The organism is Pseudomonas sp. RT6P73, assembly GCF_054897715.1.
Genome location: NZ_JBUBUV010000002.1, coordinates 1,084,563 through 1,101,176, shown reverse-complemented (window position 1 = coordinate 1,101,176; position 16,614 = coordinate 1,084,563). Strand labels below are relative to the sequence as shown.

The 16,614-nt window shown below is 59.9% G+C and carries 12 protein-coding genes and 3 pseudogenes; 4 read left to right on the top strand and 11 right to left on the bottom strand.

The genetic code is table 11. The annotated features are described in order from the left end of the window. Nucleotides 1-207 precede the first annotated feature (207 nt). Nucleotides 208-4,119, bottom strand: coding sequence for an ATP-dependent RNA helicase HrpA (hrpA, locus tag ACYZT6_RS05550; protein WP_462026058.1), 3,912 nt, complete (start codon nucleotides 4,117-4,119; stop codon nucleotides 208-210). Nucleotides 4,120-4,377: 258 nt separating this feature from the next. Further along, nucleotides 4,378-6,096 carry a bifunctional isocitrate dehydrogenase kinase/phosphatase gene (gene aceK / locus ACYZT6_RS05545; RefSeq protein ID WP_462026057.1) on the bottom strand — a complete coding sequence of 573 codons (1,719 nt, stop codon included), beginning with the start codon at nucleotides 6,094-6,096 and terminating at the stop codon, nucleotides 4,378-4,380. A gap of 157 nt (nucleotides 6,097-6,253) precedes the next feature. Here aceK and ACYZT6_RS05540 point away from each other — a divergent pair, with 157 nt between their 5' ends. After that, a complete protein-coding gene (locus ACYZT6_RS05540; protein ID WP_462026056.1) occupies nucleotides 6,254-7,162 on the top strand; it encodes a DMT family transporter in 909 nt (302 codons plus the stop codon). A 131-nt stretch (nucleotides 7,163-7,293) separates the two neighbouring features. Here ACYZT6_RS05540 and ACYZT6_RS05535 read toward each other — a convergent pair. From ACYZT6_RS05535 to cysK, 4 genes and pseudogenes are all read right to left on the bottom strand, one after another. Then, nucleotides 7,294-7,514, bottom strand: a pseudogene (locus tag ACYZT6_RS05535) (aldehyde dehydrogenase (NADP(+))); the annotation flags it as partial. A 129-nt stretch (nucleotides 7,515-7,643) separates the two neighbouring features. Next, nucleotides 7,644-7,736 (bottom strand): annotated as a pseudogene (locus ACYZT6_RS05530) (EamA family transporter); the annotation flags it as partial. 47 nt (nucleotides 7,737-7,783) lie between these two features. After that, on the bottom strand, nucleotides 7,784-8,722 hold the full coding sequence (locus tag ACYZT6_RS05525; protein ID WP_462026055.1) for an aspartyl/asparaginyl beta-hydroxylase domain-containing protein: 939 nt from the start codon (nucleotides 8,720-8,722) through the stop codon (nucleotides 7,784-7,786). 215 nt (nucleotides 8,723-8,937) lie between these two features. Continuing rightward, nucleotides 8,938-9,912 carry a cysteine synthase A gene (gene cysK / locus ACYZT6_RS05520; protein ID WP_462026054.1) on the bottom strand — a complete coding sequence of 325 codons (975 nt, stop codon included), beginning with the start codon at nucleotides 9,910-9,912 and terminating at the stop codon, nucleotides 8,938-8,940. Between the two features lie 127 nt (nucleotides 9,913-10,039). On the opposite strand from cysK, the gene ACYZT6_RS05515 reads away from it, so the two are divergent. After that, a complete protein-coding gene (locus tag ACYZT6_RS05515; RefSeq protein ID WP_461957688.1) occupies nucleotides 10,040-11,116 on the top strand; it encodes a DUF748 domain-containing protein in 1,077 nt (358 codons plus the stop codon). On the opposite strand, the gene ACYZT6_RS05510 is transcribed toward ACYZT6_RS05515, so the two are convergent. Then, on the bottom strand, nucleotides 11,113-11,616 hold the full coding sequence (locus ACYZT6_RS05510) for a DUF2442 domain-containing protein (RefSeq protein ID WP_462026053.1): 504 nt from the start codon (nucleotides 11,614-11,616) through the stop codon (nucleotides 11,113-11,115). The two genes, ACYZT6_RS05515 and ACYZT6_RS05510, sit on opposite strands and share 4 nt — an antisense overlap. Continuing rightward, nucleotides 11,604-11,833 (bottom strand): annotated as a pseudogene (locus ACYZT6_RS05505) (DUF4160 domain-containing protein). Before ACYZT6_RS05505 ends, ACYZT6_RS05510 begins: the two are co-directional and overlap by 13 nt. Nucleotides 11,834-12,035: 202 nt before the next feature. Here ACYZT6_RS05505 and ACYZT6_RS05500 point away from each other — a divergent pair. Together ACYZT6_RS05500 and ACYZT6_RS05495 are read left to right on the top strand one after the other, a co-directional pair. Next, nucleotides 12,036-12,881 (top strand): AAA family ATPase, encoded by an 846-nt coding sequence (locus ACYZT6_RS05500; RefSeq protein ID WP_010462104.1) that lies wholly within the window; start codon nucleotides 12,036-12,038, stop codon nucleotides 12,879-12,881. A gap of 13 nt (nucleotides 12,882-12,894) precedes the next feature. Beyond that, on the top strand, nucleotides 12,895-14,073 hold the full coding sequence (locus ACYZT6_RS05495) for a vWA domain-containing protein (protein WP_077749161.1): 1,179 nt from the start codon (nucleotides 12,895-12,897) through the stop codon (nucleotides 14,071-14,073). 112 nt (nucleotides 14,074-14,185) lie between these two features. On the opposite strand, the gene ACYZT6_RS05490 is transcribed toward ACYZT6_RS05495, so the two are convergent. From ACYZT6_RS05490 to ACYZT6_RS05480, 3 genes are read right to left on the bottom strand one after another with little or no spacing between them, the layout of a single operon-like run. Next, nucleotides 14,186-15,112 carry a 5-oxoprolinase subunit C family protein gene (locus ACYZT6_RS05490; RefSeq protein ID WP_462026052.1) on the bottom strand — a complete coding sequence of 309 codons (927 nt, stop codon included), beginning with the start codon at nucleotides 15,110-15,112 and terminating at the stop codon, nucleotides 14,186-14,188. Next, the gene (gene pxpB / locus ACYZT6_RS05485; RefSeq protein ID WP_462026051.1) at nucleotides 15,109-15,813 is read right to left on the bottom strand and encodes a 5-oxoprolinase subunit PxpB; all 705 of its coding nucleotides are present in this window, start codon (nucleotides 15,811-15,813) and stop codon (nucleotides 15,109-15,111) included. Before pxpB ends, ACYZT6_RS05490 begins: the two co-directional genes overlap by 4 nt. Beyond that, the gene (locus ACYZT6_RS05480; protein ID WP_462026050.1) at nucleotides 15,810-16,562 is read right to left on the bottom strand and encodes a 5-oxoprolinase subunit PxpA; all 753 of its coding nucleotides are present in this window, start codon (nucleotides 16,560-16,562) and stop codon (nucleotides 15,810-15,812) included. The genes pxpB and ACYZT6_RS05480 overlap by 4 nt, the downstream gene beginning before the upstream one ends. Nucleotides 16,563-16,614: the final 52 nt, after the last annotated feature.

The following is a 16,614-nucleotide window of genomic DNA, read 5'->3' as shown; positions in this document are numbered from 1 at the left end:
CAGGACCGGCGTTTATAGGCGCGAAGTTTGCCATAAACATTGGGTTTTGGCCCCTCTTTGCTGGATGAAGCACCTCCTGACACAACACCTTACCTGTGGGAGCGGGCTTGCCCGCGATGAGGCCAGCACATCCAACATCTATGTCGAATGGCCGGCCGCCATCGCGGGCAAGCCCGCTCCCACAGGGTATTGCGCAAAGCCTCGGGTTTACGGTTCGACCAGGGTCCATTGCTTGTTCAGGCGCTTGTCGGAGATCGGCACTTTGGTCCCCAATTGCTGGGCGAACAGCGAAACCCGGTATTCCTCCAGCCACCAGCGATAAAGCTCCAGCTGCGGATCGCGTTTGCCTTCCTGGGCGTGCTTGTTGGCGCGGATCTGGTATTGGGCCCAGAGACCGGACAATTCGCCACTCCAGACCCGGTCCCTCTGTACCTGAGCGCCGATTTTCTCGAAGCGTTGCTCGACCGCTTTCAGGTAACGCGGCAGTTCCTTGAGCCACTGCATCGGCGTTTCCCGGACAAACCCCGGATACACCAAATGGCTGAGCTGCTGCTTGATGTCGTTCAGGGCCACGGCTTGTGCCAGATCAATCTTGCCCTTGAAGCGTTTTTGCAGGCCGTGCCAGAGCTTGAGAATCTCCAGCGTCAGTTTCGCCAGACGCTCGGCGTGCTCGGTCCAGCCTCCGCGTTTGCGCTCGGCCAACGCTGCCAGCCCCGCACCATCACGCGGCAACGGGTCTTCGCCGTCGAGAATGCAGCTGTCGAGACTGGCCAGCAGAATGTCTTCCACCAGACTGTCGATACGCCCCATGTCGCGGTACATCAGGCCCAGTTCGGTCATCCCCGGTAACTTGCCGCGCAGGAACTTCGCCGGCTCAGCCAGTTGCTGCATCAACAACCGCTGCAACGCGCGGCGATGCTGGAACTCGGCCTCGGCCGGGGTCGAGAAACGCCCTTCCTTGACCGTGCCGCTCTCTTCCACCAGCGCCGGATACACCGTCATCGACAGCCCGGCGATCTTCTGTTGAGTCTTTTGCGCCACCGCTGCGAAGACTTTCGCCTCCACCGGCTGCTGGCTTTTCGCGGTTTGCGGCACGGCCAATGCGGCCTGACTGGCCTCGGCAAAACGTGCGGTCAGCTCGGCCAGATCTCGCCCTTCGCCGAGGAACTTGCCCTGGCCATCGACGATTTCCAGGTTCATCCGCAGATGGCTTTCGACCTGTTGCTCCGCTTCCGCCCAGGCTTCATCGCTGACCCGCGCGCCCGTCATGCGCAACAGTTCGCGGCCCAACGCCTGAGGCAACGAGCCGTCAGCGAAGGTCATGCGCTGCAATGCGGCTTTGACGAAGTCCGGCACCGGCACGAAATTCTTGCGCAGGGCCTTGGGCAGGTTGCGTACCAGCGCAATGCATTTGGCCTCGATCACGCCGGGCACCAGCCATTCCAGACGTTCCGGCGGCAACATCGGCAACAGCGGCGCCGGCACACGCAGGGTTACGCCATCGCGCGGGTGGTTCGGCTCGAAGTGGTAACTGAGGGCCAATTCCAGATCGCCGATGTGCAAGGTGTCCGGGTAATGCAGGGCGGTGACTTCGCTGGCCTCGCGGGCCAGCACGTCTTCTTCGCGCATGATCAACAGCTGCGGGTCTTTCTGGCTTGTGACCCGATACCAGCTGTCGAAGGTCGCCGTCTGGTGGATCTCCGCTGGCAATCGCGCATCGTAGAACGCGAACAGGGTTTCTTCGTCGGCCAGAATGTCGCGACGACGGGCCTTGGCTTCCAGTTCGTCGAGCTGTTCCAGCAGCTGCTGGTTGGCCGTCAGGCACTTGGCCTTGGATTGAATCTCGCCGCGCACCAGGCCTTCGCGAATGAAAAACTCACGGGACACCACCGGATCGATCGGCCCGTAATGCACCGGCCGGCGACCGACCACGATCAGCCCGAACAGCGTGATCTGCTCGAAGGCCACGACCTGACCGCGCTTCTTCTCCCAGTGCGGTTCGAAGTGGTTTTTCTTGATCAGGTGCCCGGCCAGCGGCTCGATCCAGTCGGAGTCGATCTTGGCCACCATCCGCGCGTAGAGCTTGGTGGTTTCCACCAGCTCGGCGGTCATCAGCCATTGCGGACGCTTCTTGCCCAACCCGGATGACGGGTGAATCCAGAAACGCCGCTGACGAGCCCCGAGGTAGTCGCCTTCATCGGTTTTCTGACCGATCTGGCTGAGCAGGCCCGAGAGCACGGCTTTGTGCAATTTCGGGTAGTCCGCCGGCTCTTTGTTGAGGCTCAACTGCATGTCGCGGCAGATCAGGCTCAACTGACGGTGAGAATCGCGCCATTCGCGCAGGCGCAGGTAATTGAGGAAATTCTTGCGGCACCAGTTGCGCAGCGGGCTCGCCGTCAGCGCCTGGCGCTGCTCTTCAAAGCCACGCCACAGATTGACCAGCCCGGCGAAATCCGAGTCCACGTCTTTCCATTGTGCGTGGGCCTGATCCGCCGCTTGCTGACGCTCTGGCGGACGCTCGCGCGGGTCTTGAATCGACATGGCACTGGCGACGATCAGCACTTCTTGAAGGCTGCCAAGTTTCGCCGCTTCCAGCAACATGCGGCCCATGCGCGGGTCCACCGGAAGGCGCGCCAACTGACGGCCGAGCGGGGTCAGCTGGCTATTGCGATCCACCGCCGAGAGTTCTTGAAGCAGGTTGAAACCGTCGCTGATGGCCTTGCCATCCGGCGGTTCGATAAACGGGAAATCGGTGATCTCGCCGAGGCGCAGATGCAGCATCTGCAGGATCACCGCCGCGAGGTTGGTCCGCAGGATTTCCGGGTCGGTAAATTCCGGACGACCGATGAAATCTTCTTCGCCGTACAGGCGGATGCAAATGCCCGGTTCGACCCGTCCGCAACGACCTTTACGCTGATTGGCGCTGGCCTGGGAAATGGCTTCGATGGGCAAGCGCTGGACCTTGGCGCGGTAGCTGTAACGGCTGATGCGCGCGGTGCCGCTGTCGATCACGTAACGAATGCCCGGCACGGTCAACGAAGTTTCTGCGACGTTGGTCGCCAGCACCACGCGACGGCCCGGGTGCGACTGGAAAATCCGCTGCTGTTCGGCCGGCGACAACCGTGCGTACAGCGGCAGAATTTCGGTGTGTTTGAGCTGGGCTTTGCGCAGCATGTCAGCGGCGTCGCGAATCTCGCGCTCGCCGGGCAGGAACACCAGCACATCGCCAGGGCTCTTGCGCTCGCTGCGTTCGAACGCGGCGATTTCATCGAGGGTTGCGAGGATCGCCTGATCCACGGTCAAGTCATCCTCGACGCGGTTGCCCTCCTCGTCCTGCTCCAGGGTCAGCGGGCGATACCAGGTTTCTACCGGGAAGGTGCGGCCGGAGACTTCGACAATCGGCGCATCGTCGAAGTGCTTGGAGAAGCGCTCCAGGTCGATGGTCGCCGAGGTGATGATGACTTTCAGATCCGGACGGCGCGGCAGCAGGGTTTTCAGGTAACCGAGCAGGAAGTCGATGTTGAGGCTGCGTTCGTGGGCTTCGTCGACGATGATCGTGTCGTAGCGTTCGAGGTAGCGGTCGTTCTGGGTTTCCGCCAGCAGGATGCCGTCGGTCATCAGCTTGATCAGGGTGTTGGAATCGCTCTGGTCTTCGAACCGCACCTGATAGCCGACCAGCGCGCCCAACGGCGTCGCCAGTTCCTCGGCAACGCGGCTGGCCACGCTGCGCGCAGCGATTCGACGTGGCTGGGTGTGGCCGATCAGGCCATGCTGGCCGCGACCGATTTCCAGGCAGATTTTCGGCAACTGGGTGGTTTTACCCGAACCGGTTTCGCCGGCGATGATCAGCACCTGATGCTTGAGCAGCGCTTCCTTGATTTCGTCGCGCTTGGCGGCGATCGGCAAACTGTCGTCGTAACGAATCACCGGCAGGCTGGCACGCCGCGCCAGCACCTGGTCACAGGACGCCTGCATGCGTGTCACCCACTGGGCCAGCTTGGCCTCGTCAGGTTTCTTGCGCAGCTCAAGCAACTGCCGCCGCAGCCGGTGGCGGTCGGCGAGCATGGCGTGATCGAGGTTTTTCAGCAGTTTGTCGATGGAAGGCGATTCGTCAGTCATCAGGTACGCAAAAGTCGTCTAGTGGCGCAGGGGGGCGATTGTCGCAGATTTAAAGGACGAACGAGATCCCTTGTAGCCGCAGCCGAGCCTGTGTAGCAGCTGTCGAGCCCCAGCGAGGCTGCGTTCGGCGTGAAGCAGTCGTCAATCAAGTCACTTTGGTTTACCTGAAACACCGCATTGGCTGATTTGACGACTGCTTCGCAGCCGAACGCAGCCTCGCTGGGGCTCGACAGCTGCTACGGAGTCGGGCGATTTCGACTATTCGTTATCGAGGCCTTTGCGGCGGTACGGGAACACATCGATGACCTTCCCGGCGCGAATGGATTCCTGAAGGCTTTTCCAGTAATCGGCGTTGTACAACTCACCATGCAACTGGTCAAACAGCTTCCTTTGCCCGGAATCGGCAAACAGGAACGGCGGAAACTCTTCGGGAAACACATCCAGCGGCCCGATCGAGTACCACGGCTCGGACGCCATCTCGTCTTCCGGTGTGCGCGGCTGCGGGATGTGACGGAAGTTGGCCTCCGTCAGGAAACAAATCTCGTCATAGTCATAAAACACCACGCGACCGTGCCGGGTGACGCCGAAGTTCTTCAACAGCATGTCGCCGGGAAAGATGTTCGCCGCCGCCAGTTGCTTGATCGCCAGACCGTAATCCTCCAGCGCCTCGCGCACCTGCGCCTCGTTGGCGTTTTCCAGGTACAGGTTCAGGGGCGTCATCCGCCGTTCGGTCCAGCAGTGACGGATCAGCACCGTGTCGCCTTCCACCGACACCGTGGACGCGGCCACCTCAAGCAGTTCTTCCAGGCACGCCGGGTCGAACTTGCTCAACGGGAAGCGAAAATCGGCGAATTCCTGGGTATCGGCCATGCGCCCGACGCGGTCGACGCTTTTCACCAAACGGTATTTTTCGATCACCGTGGCGCGGTCGACGTTTTTCGACGGCGAGAAACGGTCCTTGATGATTTTGAAGACGGTGTTGAAGCCCGGCAGCGTAAACACGCTCATCACCATGCCGCGCACACCGGGGGCCATGATGAACTGGTCGTCGGTGCTGGCCAGGTGATTGATCAGCGCCCGGTAGAACTCGGACTTGCCGTGCTTGTAGAAACCAATCGAGGTGTACAGCTCGGCGATGTGTTTGCCCGGCAGGATCCGCCGCAGGAAACCGATGAACTCCGCCGGCACCGGCACATCCACCATGAAATACGAACGGGTGAACGAGAAGATGATCGACACGTCCGCTTCATCGGTGATCAGCGCATCGATCTGGATACCGCGACCTTCGAGGTGCAGCAGCGGAATCGCCAGCGGCCATTGCTCGTCAGCGGTGTAGATGCGTCCCACCAGATACGCGCCCTTGTTGCGGTAGAGCACCGAGGAAAACAGTTCGACGCTCAACTCCGGGTCCTTGCACACCCAGTCCGGCAGGTTCTCACGCAGTTGGGCTTCGAGGCGGCACAGGTCGCCGGCCAGATCGGCGTAATCCTCACTGAAGCTGTAATCGGCAAAAATGCTCGCGAGCATGCCGGACAACTGGCCCTGAGGCTTGTAGGTTCGGGTTTGCGCAGCCCGGGCACGGCGCAGGCTTGGCCGGGTGGTGTGGATGAACATGCAGCCGTCGCTGATCAAGTCATGGCTGAACAGCCCGCAGAAAATCGAGTTGTACCAGGTCTCGGACAGTTCATCGTCGAAGCGCAGGTCGATCAGGGTGATGTAAGCGCTTTTGACCAGCGGCCAGCAACTGACGTCCAGTGTGTTGGCGTCAAACGCGATCCGCAGCCGTTCCACCGTTTCGCTGACTTTCTCTTCGTACAGATTGATCCGCGCGGCCGAGGCGACCTGCGCCTCCTGCCACAGGGCCTGCTCGAAGCGGGCCCGGGCGCCGTCGGTGATCTGGCGGAAATGCTCGCGGTAATCGTCAAAGCCATCGAGGATCATTCGGGCGATGTCGGCGGCTGGCCATTGCTGCGGCATGGTGAGACCTCTGCGGGAATTCGGGAGCCCTGAGCTTAGCCAGTGAACCGGGTGCAGGAGAAGCGTAATTTTCGGCTCGGGTTAAATGCTCGTTTTTCGGTTGCCATGGATAAGGCGCTCGGCAACACTCTCGTCCTCATCAAGGAAGGAATGCACCGTGAGCCCTGTCGATATTTTCCGTTTACTGTCGCTGGCAGCGATCTGGGGTGCGAGCTTTCTGTTCATGCGCATCATCGCCCCCGTGATTGGCACAATCCCCACGGCCTTTTTCCGCGTGTCGATTGCTGCCACAGGCTTGCTGGTGATCCTCGGGCTGATGCGTATCAGCTGGGATTTCAAAGGCAAACTGAAGACGGTGATGCTGCTTGGCGTGATCAACTCCGGGATTCCTGCGACGCTCTATTCCGTGGCCGCCCAAGTGTTGCCGGCCGGCTATTCGGCGATTTTCAACGCCACCACGCCATTGATGGGCGTGTTGATCGGCGGCCTGTTTTTCCATGAAAGACTGACCGTTGCCAAGCTTGGCGGGGTGTTCCTCGGGCTGCTTGGCGTGGGTGTCCTTACCCGTGCTGGTCCGGTGGCGTTCGACATGGAGTTGCTGATGGGCGCCGTTGCCTGCCTGCTCGCCACCACCTGTTATGGCTTTGCCGGATTCCTGGCCCGCCGCTGGCTTGATCACGCGGGCGGTCTCGACAGCCGTCTTTCGGCGCTGGGCAGCATGCTTGGTGCGACGCTGTTTTTATTGCCGTTGTTCGGCTACAGCGTGATCAGCCAGCCACCGGCAAGCTGGGGCGGCTGGAATGTCTGGTTGTCGTTGCTTGGGTTGGGGCTGGTGTGTACCGCGCTTGCGTACATCATTTACTTCCGTCTGCTCAGCTCGATCGGGCCGGTGAGGTCAATGACCACCACCTTCCTGATCCCGCCGTTCGGGGTGTTGTGGGGAGCGCTGTTGCTGGATGAGCCGTTGTCGATGGCGCATATCTATGGCGGGGTGTTGATTGCGGCGGCGTTGTGGTTGGTGTTGAAGCCTTCGGTGGTGAAGGCTGCAGGGGTGGCGGCCAAGTAGATTTTTGGTGAGGCTGATGACGTCATCGCGAGCAAGCTCACTCCCACAGGATTAGGTACTGATCACAAAATCTGTGCACGACACCAATCACTGTGGGAGTGAGCCTGCTCGCGATGGCGCCAGCCCAGGCGCTACAAAGCCGACTGACTCACTTCCCCATCCACCAACCGCCGAATCCCAGCGGATTGGCGTTCTGCAACGCCTCGGGCAGCAGTGCATCCGGATAATTCTGGAAGCAAACCGGCCGCAAAAACCGGTCAATCGCCAACGTCCCGACCGACGTCCCCCGCGAATCCGACGTCGCTGGATACGGCCCGCCATGCACCATCGCCTCACACACCTCGACCCCGGCGTCTGGCTGTGCATGCACGTCACTTCGGCCAGCGTCACGTGGGAGGTCACGCGCGAGCGTCTATAGCTTATCTGCCCGGCGTGGGCCAAATAAAAAAGGCCCGGAGCAATGCTCCAGGCCTTATCGTTTTTACGCTGTTTTACGGAACACGAAGACCAGACTGATGATGCCCAGTATGCTCAATGCCGCCAGCCGATTACCAAAAATCAGGTAGCCCATCACCGTCATAAAAAAACCGCTCTCAAGGAGCGGTTTTCTATTGCATCCAGTTACCCAAACAACCAATACCCCAACAACGTCAGTACCACCACCGCCAGCACCGGCCGCAGCATGCGGTATGCCTTGGGGTTACGACGCTTCCAGCGTTTGACCACGCCGCTGACCTTGTCGCTGGAGCTCTTGCTCCAGGCATAAACCTGGTTAATCCCGCCAACCCGTTCATCTTCAAGATTCTGAGGCGCGGTGGCACGACCGAGCAAGCCGCTGATCCAGCGATTGATCCGGATCATCACGCGATTGCTCAGCGGTCGTTCGATGTCGCAGAACAGAATGACTCGGGGTCTCTCGGTTTCGTTCTTGACCCAATGCACGTAGGTCTCATCGAACATCACATCCTCGCCATCGCGCCAGGCGTAAACCTGACCGTCGACGAAGATCCGGCAATCATCAGAGTTCGGCGTCGACAGCCCCAGGTGATAACGCAGGGAACCGGCAAACGGGTCGCGGTGTGGATTGAGGTGACTTCCGCCTGGCAGCAACGCGAACATTGCGCCCTTGATGTTGGGAATGCTGCTGACCAAGGCCACGGTTTTCGGGCACAAGGTTTCGGCTGATGGCAGGGGTTTGTCGTACCACTTGAGGTAGAAGCGTTTCCAGCCTTTCTTGAAGAACGAACCGAAACCGGCATCGTTGTTCTTTTCGGCGGCGCAAATGTAACCCTCGTCGAACAGGTGCATGGCTTCGTCGCGGATGATTTCCCAGTTGTCCTTGAGCACGTCCAGTTCCGGGAATTTGCTGCGATCCAGATAGGGTTTGGACGGCACGCCGGAGAACAGGTACATCAAGGCGTTGTAAGGTGCGAACAGGGCCGAGTGATTGACGAACTGCCGCAGAACCGGCAATCGCGCCTTGCCGCGCAAATGCACAAAGAGGGTGCTGCCCAGGAATAGCAGCAACACTGACGCTTTCGCGGCAAAGGAAAAGGTCATCTACGGCTCCTTGAGATTAGGCTCTTCGCACAACGCCATTTACCCGACGTGGCAGCCGGCCATGATAAACATTACCGGCCTCGGGAAAAACCCGCAAAACTCGACATTCAGTATTAAGGTTTGTGCAATAAAGCACTTATTAACATAAGGTTCCTGAACGGGGGCTGACGTGAATCAGCCCTCTCAAAACAAGATCAAAAAGTCGCAGGCTGCTCCTACTGCTGATTTTCCGCCTCGGTAAACAGATCGCTGAACAGCATGCTCGACAGGTAGCGCTCACCGGAATCCGGCAGGATCACCACGATGGTCTTGCCCTGCATTTCCGGCGTTTCGGCCAGACGCACCGCCACCGCCATCGCGGCGCCACAGGAAATACCGCACAAAATCCCTTCTTCCTGCATCAGGCGCAAGGCCATAGCCTTGGATTCGTCGTCGCTGACCAACTCAACCCGATCGACCATCGACAAGTCCAGATTCTTCGGGACAAAACCGGCACCGATCCCCTGGATTTTGTGCGGGCTAGGCTTGATCTCTTCACCGGCAATGGCCTGGGTGATCACAGGTGACACGACCGGTTCCACTGCTACCGAGATAATCGGTTTGCCCTGGGTATTCTTGATATACCGCGAAACGCCGGTAATGGTTCCGCCGGTTCCGACGCCCGCTACCAGCACATCGACCGCGCCGTCGGTATCGTTCCAGATTTCCGGGCCGGTAGTTTTTTCGTGAATGGCCGGGTTGGCCGGGTTGTCGAACTGCGCCGGCATGAAGTACTTGGCCGGGTCGCTGGCAAGAATCTCGGCAGCCTTCTCGATGGCGCCCTTCATGCCTTTGGCCGGTTCGGTCAGCACCAGTTCGGCGCCCAGTGCCTTGAGGACCTTGCGTCGCTCAATGCTCATCGACGCCGGCATGGTCAGCATCAATTTGTAACCACGGGCAGCGGCAACGAACGCCAGGCCAATACCGGTATTACCCGACGTCGGTTCGATGATGGTCATGCCAGACTTTAGTTTGCCGGAGCTTTCGGCGTCCCAGATCATGCTCGCGCCGATCCGGCACTTGACCGAATAACCCGGGTTGCGCCCTTCGATCTTGGCCAGGATAGTCACACCGCGCGGGGCAATCCGGTTGATCTGCACCAATGGCGTATTGCCAATGGAATGGGCGTTGTCAGCGTAAATACGGCTCATGGCTGGGTCCTTGTACAGCGTTGAATAAGCTCCCAAAGGTATGCCTGTTGCCGGTGGTCGTCCAGTCAGGTCGAACGTCCGGTGACCGCCGCAGTCAATGGTTTTACATCGCCAGAGATTTGCCGTCATGAAACGTCGATACAGTTGGCCCCTGTGGACCCTCGCCGGCCTCGTTGTGCTGCTGATTGCCCTGCACATCGCCCTGCCGTACCTGGTGCGCGACTACTTGAACGACAAGCTGGCGGACATGGGCGATTACCGGGGTCAGGTGACCGACGTGGACCTGGCCCTGTGGCGCGGCGCCTACAAAATCAACGGACTGAAGATCGTCAAGGTCGACGGCAAGGTGCCGGTACCTTTCGTCAATGCGCCGCTGATCGACCTTTCTGTCAGTTGGCACTCACTCTGGTCCGACCGCGCAGTGGTGGCCGAGGTGCAGTTCTTCAACCCCGAGGTGAACTTCGTCGACGGTGGCGCCAACAAAAAAAACTCCCAGACCGGTCAAGGCACCGACTGGCGCGCACAGCTGAGCAAACTGGCGCCGTTCACCTTTAACGAAATACGCATCTACGACGGCAAGATCACCTTTCGAAACTTCAATTCCAAGCCCCCCGTCAACATGAACGCCACCCAGGTCAACGCCAGCCTTTACAACCTGACCAACGTGGTCGATACCGAAGGCAAGCGCGACGCCCGCTTTGAAGGCAAGGCGCTGTTACTTGGCCACGCGCCACTGGAGACAACGGCAACCTTCGACCCGTTAAGTAACTTTGAAGACTTCGAGTTCCGCCTGCGGGCCCGGGACATCGAACTCAAACGCATGAACGACTTCGCCTCGGCCTACGGCAAGTTCGACTTCAACGCCGGTCACGGCGATGTGGTGATCGAAGCGCAAGCCAAAAAAGCCAAACTCACCGGCTACATCAAACCGCTGCTGAAAGATGTCGACGTGTTCAACTGGCAGCAGGATGTGGAAAACAAGGACAAGGGACTTTTCCGCTCAATCTGGGAAGCCATCGTCGGGGGCTCCGAAACCGTGCTGAAAAACCAGGGCAAGAACCAGTTTGCCACTCGGGTAGAACTGAGCGGCAATGTGCATCGACAAGATATCAGCGCGTTTCAGGCGTTTTTGCAGATTTTACGCAATGGCTTTGTTCAGGCGTTCAATGCCCGGTATGAGCGGCCGAAGCCGGAGGCTGGTTAAGGTTTGCGCGTAATGGTGTAGCGCCCGGTTTCTTCGGCTGCCCGCATCGGGCTCGCTTGCTGCTGCAGGAAATCCCACCCCAGACAGGCCAGCGCCAATGATCGGGGTACTGCTTCACGCCCACTGCTATAGCGCGTGATACTGCGGGCGCTAACCCCCAACGCTTCAGCCGCCTGATTGAGCGGCAACCCGGTACGGGCACGCCAATCGATAAAGATCCGGGTGTTCTCATCCGATGCGTTTTGCGCGAGAGCATCCAGATACAGAGTGTCGGCGCCGATCTGAATGTCCTGCTCCGGCCACTCGACGCTCCAGCCATCATCGCCTGACATTGCACTTTCAAATGCGCCAGCCTCCAGTAATGGCTGCAATCCTGGATAGGCGTGCAAGTCGCGACTCAAATCGAGGGTCAGTTGCTGACCGTCGATAAAGGTCAGCGCCAAACGGTAGTCCGGCAACACCTGTACAGCCGACAGCCGTGGTCGTTTCATGGGTAACATCGTTTCCAGTCCTCCAGCAATGCACCTGATGGGCCCTGACCCACTCCAGTGCTTCCTTGATAATCAGCGGCGGTGCCTTGCCCACCATCACTTCGACGGTTTCCAGGCTCAACATGACATCCAGCCCGCCACCCGTCAGGTGAACATGGGGCGGTGGATGATCCTTCTCGCGCAACTGAATGCGGTACGTATCGCGAAATCGATATTTAGTAGACATGCCGGGCAAGCTATCGCCAAAATGGCGATAGCTCAATACTGGCCAGCCGCCGAGACTGAGTCAAGATGTGACGCCCCATTCAGAGACTGAATAAGCCGTCTGCGTTCACAGTCGACCGGGCAGCGCGTTATAGTCGGGTACTACACTTATTGCGCCCCGCCCTGCCCCGTTCAGGTCGGCGTTACCGTTCGAGGATTAGCAGATGAAGTTCGAAGGCACCCAGGCCTACGTCGCCACCGATGACCTGAAGCTGGCGGTCAACGCCGCCATTACCCTGGAGCGTCCACTGCTGGTCAAGGGCGAGCCGGGCACCGGCAAAACCATGCTCGCCGAACAACTGGCCGAATCCTTCGGCGCCAAGTTGATCACCTGGCACATCAAGTCCACGACCAAGGCGCATCAGGGCCTGTACGAGTACGATGCGGTCAGTCGCTTGCGTGACTCGCAGCTGGGCACGGAAAAGGTCCATGACGTTCGCAACTACCTGAAAAAGGGCAAGCTCTGGGAAGCCTTCGAGTCCGAAGAGCGGGTTATCCTGCTGATCGACGAAATCGACAAGGCTGACATCGAGTTCCCCAACGACCTGCTGCAAGAGCTCGACAAGATGGAGTTCTACGTTTACGAGATCGACGAGACCATCAAGGCCAAGAAACGCCCGATCATCATCATTACCTCCAACAACGAGAAAGAGCTGCCGGACGCTTTCCTGCGCCGCTGCTTCTTCCACTACATCGCGTTCCCCGATCGCGTGACGCTGCAGAAGATCGTCGACGTGCACTACCCGAACATCAAGAAAGACCTGGTCAGCGAAGCGCTGGACGTGTTCTTCGACGTGCGCAAGGTCCCGGGCCTGAAGAAAAAGCCATCGACCTCCGAACTGGTGGACTGGCTGAAACTGCTGATGGCCGACAACATCGGCGAAGCGGTATTGCGCGAACGCGATCCGACCAAAGCGATTCCGCCACTGGCAGGCGCCTTGGTGAAGAACGAACAGGACGTTCAGTTGCTGGAGCGTCTGGCGTTCATGAGCCGTCGCGGCACCCGCTAAGAGGCTGATCGCCATGCTGCTCAACCTGTTCAATGAAATGCGCGCAGCCAAGGTGCCGGTCTCGGTGCGTGAGCTGCTGGACCTGATCAATGCGCTGAAACAGCGCGTGACCTTCGCCGACATGGACGAGTTCTATTACCTGTCCCGGGCGATTCTGGTGAAGGACGAACGGCATTTCGACAAGTTCGACCGCGCGTTCGGCGCCTACTTCAATGGCCTGGAAAAACTCGACGATCACCTTCAGGCGTTGATTCCTGAAGATTGGCTGCGCAAGGAATTCGAGCGCTCCCTGACCGAAGAAGAGCGGGCGGCGATCCAGTCCCTCGGCGGCCTGGACAAGCTGATCGAAGAGTTCAAGAAACGCCTTGAAGAACAGAAAGAACGCCACGCCGGCGGCAACAAGTGGATCGGCACCGGCGGCACCAGCCCGTTCGGCTCCGGCGGTTTCAACCCGGAAGGCATTCGGGTCGGCGATGCCGGCAAGCGCCAGGGCAAAGCGGTCAAGGTGTGGGATCAGCGCGAGTACAAGAACCTCGACGATTCGGTGGAGCTGGGCACGCGCAACATCAAGGTTGCCCTGCGGCGCTTGCGCAAATTCGCCCGTCAGGGTGCGGCGGAAGAGCTGGACATCGATGGCACCATCGACCACACCGCGCGCGATGCCGGCCTGCTGAATATCCAGATGCGGCCGGAGCGGCGCAACACCGTCAAGCTGTTGCTGTTGTTCGACATCGGCGGCTCGATGGACGCTCACGTGAAGATTTGCGAAGAGTTGTTCTCGGCCTGCAAAACCGAGTTCAAGCACCTGGAGTACTTCTACTTCCACAACTTCATTTATGAATCGGTGTGGAAGAACAACATGCGCCGCACTTCCGAGCGCACGTCGACCCAGGACCTGCTGCACAAGTACGGCGCCGACTACAAAGTGATCTTCATTGGCGATGCTGCGATGGCGCCATACGAAATCACCCAGGCCGGCGGCAGCGTCGAACACTGGAACGAAGAAGCCGGGTATGTGTGGATGCAGCGGTTCATGGAGAAGTACAAGAAGGTCATCTGGATCAACCCGTATCCGAAAGATACGTGGGGCTATACGTCCTCAACCAACATTGTGCGGGACTTGATTGATGACCAGATGTACCCGCTGACGTTGCGGGGGCTTGAAGAAGGGATGCGGTTTCTTTCCAAATAGAGATCTGCGTTGCCTGCAAGGCAGCCTTCGCGGGCAAGCCTCGCTCCTACAGGTTTCGGTGTTCGTGCGTCGTGCACCAACCCTGTAGGAGCGAGGCTTGCCCGCGAAGCTTTTAGCGGTCTGAAAATCGGCGCAAATACTTGACCTGCTCCCGATGCGCAACATCCTGCACCACCGGCCGCAACCGCACCTTCGCCCCTGGCAAGCACTGCGCCAGCCGTGCCAGCGCCAACGGCGTCAACGCCCCCAATCGCGGATAACCACCAATGGTCTGCCGATCATTGAGCAACACAATCGGCTGCCCATCCGGCGGTACCTGGACCGCGCCGAGGGGGATACCTTCGGAAATCATCGGTTTGCCCTGGTATTGCAATGCCGTTCCCAGCAAGCGAATGCCCATGCGGTCGGCACGGCTGTCGAGGGTCCAGACACTGTTGAAAGCGTCGAACAGACTTTGCCCGCTGAACTCACCGATCTGCGCGCCAAGGACCACATCCAGGGGCGAATCGACTTTGAAATCGGGCCGGTGCTCCATCGGCAACTCCCTCAGCAGCAATAGCGCACTCCCGCGATAGCTCAACGCCGCGTCTTTGGCCAAAGGCCGGCCCATTCCATCCAGACCGCCGAGTTCTTCACGAACCACCGTCGCGCTGCTGCCCAACACCTTCGGCGCCTCAAACCCGCCCGGTGCCGCCAGATAAGCCCGCGCCCCGAGCAGCGGCTGAGTGAACTGCAATCGCTGGCCTTTGTTCAGTCGGAAACTGCGCCATGGCGCCAGTGCCTCACCATCCACCTGCGCGCCCAGATCCGCCCCGGCCAACGCCAACACACAATCTTCCTCGGCCACGACGCTGAATCCGCCGAGGGTGATTTCAATCACCGGCGTATCCAGCCCGTTACCCAGCAGCCAGTTGGCCCACGACATCGAGCGCCAATCCAGTCCGCCGCCCTGGGTCACGCCCAGATGCCGCACGCCGAAACGGCCAGCGTCCTGCAACAGGCACAGCGGCGTACTCGCCTCAATCAATAGATGGCTCATGCCTGGGCCTCCAATGGCGTGTCGTCACCGCCCAGGTTGATGAACTCGGCATGACTGACCGCTTCAAAGCGCACGGTGTCACCCGGTTGCATCAGGCTGTAGCCGTCGCGCTCGCGGTCGAACAATTTGGCCGGCGTTCGGCCGATCAGATTCCAGCCGCCGGGGGAAACCACCGGGTAGGCGGCGGTTTGCCGCTCGGCGATGCCGACGCTGCCGGCGGCAACCTTTTTGCGCGGCGTATTCAGGCGCGGCGCGGCGAGTGCTTCCTCCACCAGCCCCATGAAGGCGAACCCCGGTGCAAAGCCCAAGGCGAACACCTGATACTCGCGCTCACTGTGACGACGGATCACCTCCTCCACCGTCAGCCCGCTGCGCTGCGACAACAGGCTCAACTCCGGGCCGACGCTCAAGTCATACCAGACCGGCAGCACATGGCATTTGCCGCTGGTGCGGGCGTTGGGTGACAGATCGATCAGCGCTTCGGCGATCAGTTCCCGGGCCTGGGCCGGACTTAATGCGGTCAGATCGTAATGCACCATCAAGGTCGTATAGGACGGCACCAGATCAATCAGATGCCCGGCGAACGCAGCGCGCAGGTTTTCGCTGGCCGCCAGCATCCACGGCATGTTGGCTTCGGCAATTTCATCGAACAGACGCACCATCAGGCAATCCAGCGCCACCACCTCAACCCGCGGTTTCATGGTGCGCTCTGCTGATCAAGGGCTTCACGAATCCGGCGCACGGCCGCCACCGAACTGGCGTTGTCGCCGTGGACGCAAAGGGTGTTGGCCTGTAGATGCAAGGCGCTGCCGTCGCTGGCGGTGAGGTTGTCGCCACGGGCGATGGTCAGCGCTTGCTCGATGATTCGCTCGGGATCGTGGTGCACCGCCCCCGGCAGTTGCCGCGAAACCAACATGCCGGCATTGTCGTAGGCGCGATCGGCAAAGGCTTCGAACCACAGGGTCACGCCGTATTCATCACCCAGTTGCTGCGCGGCACTGTTGTCGCGAGTGGCCATCAGCATCAGCGGCAGGGTCCGGTCATACGCCGCCACGGCCTGAAGCACCGCGCGCAATTGCGCCGGGTTGGCCATCATGTCGTTGTACATCGCGCCGTGGGGTTTGACGTAACTCAACCGCCCGCCCTGGGCCCGGCAAATGCCGTCGAGGGCGCCGATCTGGTAATGCAGAATGTCCTGAAGTTCCTGGGCGGCGTAGGCCATGGAACGGCGGCCGAAACCGACCAGATCCTGATAGGCCGGGTGCGCGCCGATCTGCACGCCGTTGCTCAGGGCCAGGCTGACGGTCTTGCGCATGATGCTCGGGTCGCCGGCATGGAAGCCGCAGGCGATGTTGGCGCAATCGATGAAGGGCATGACCTCGGCGTCCAGACCCATGGTCCAGTTGCCGAAACTCTCGCCGATGTCGCAGTTCAATAGCAGGCGGCTCACGGTGAACACTCCTGTAGGCATTTTCTTTTTTTCTGTGGGGCAGTTGCCCGCA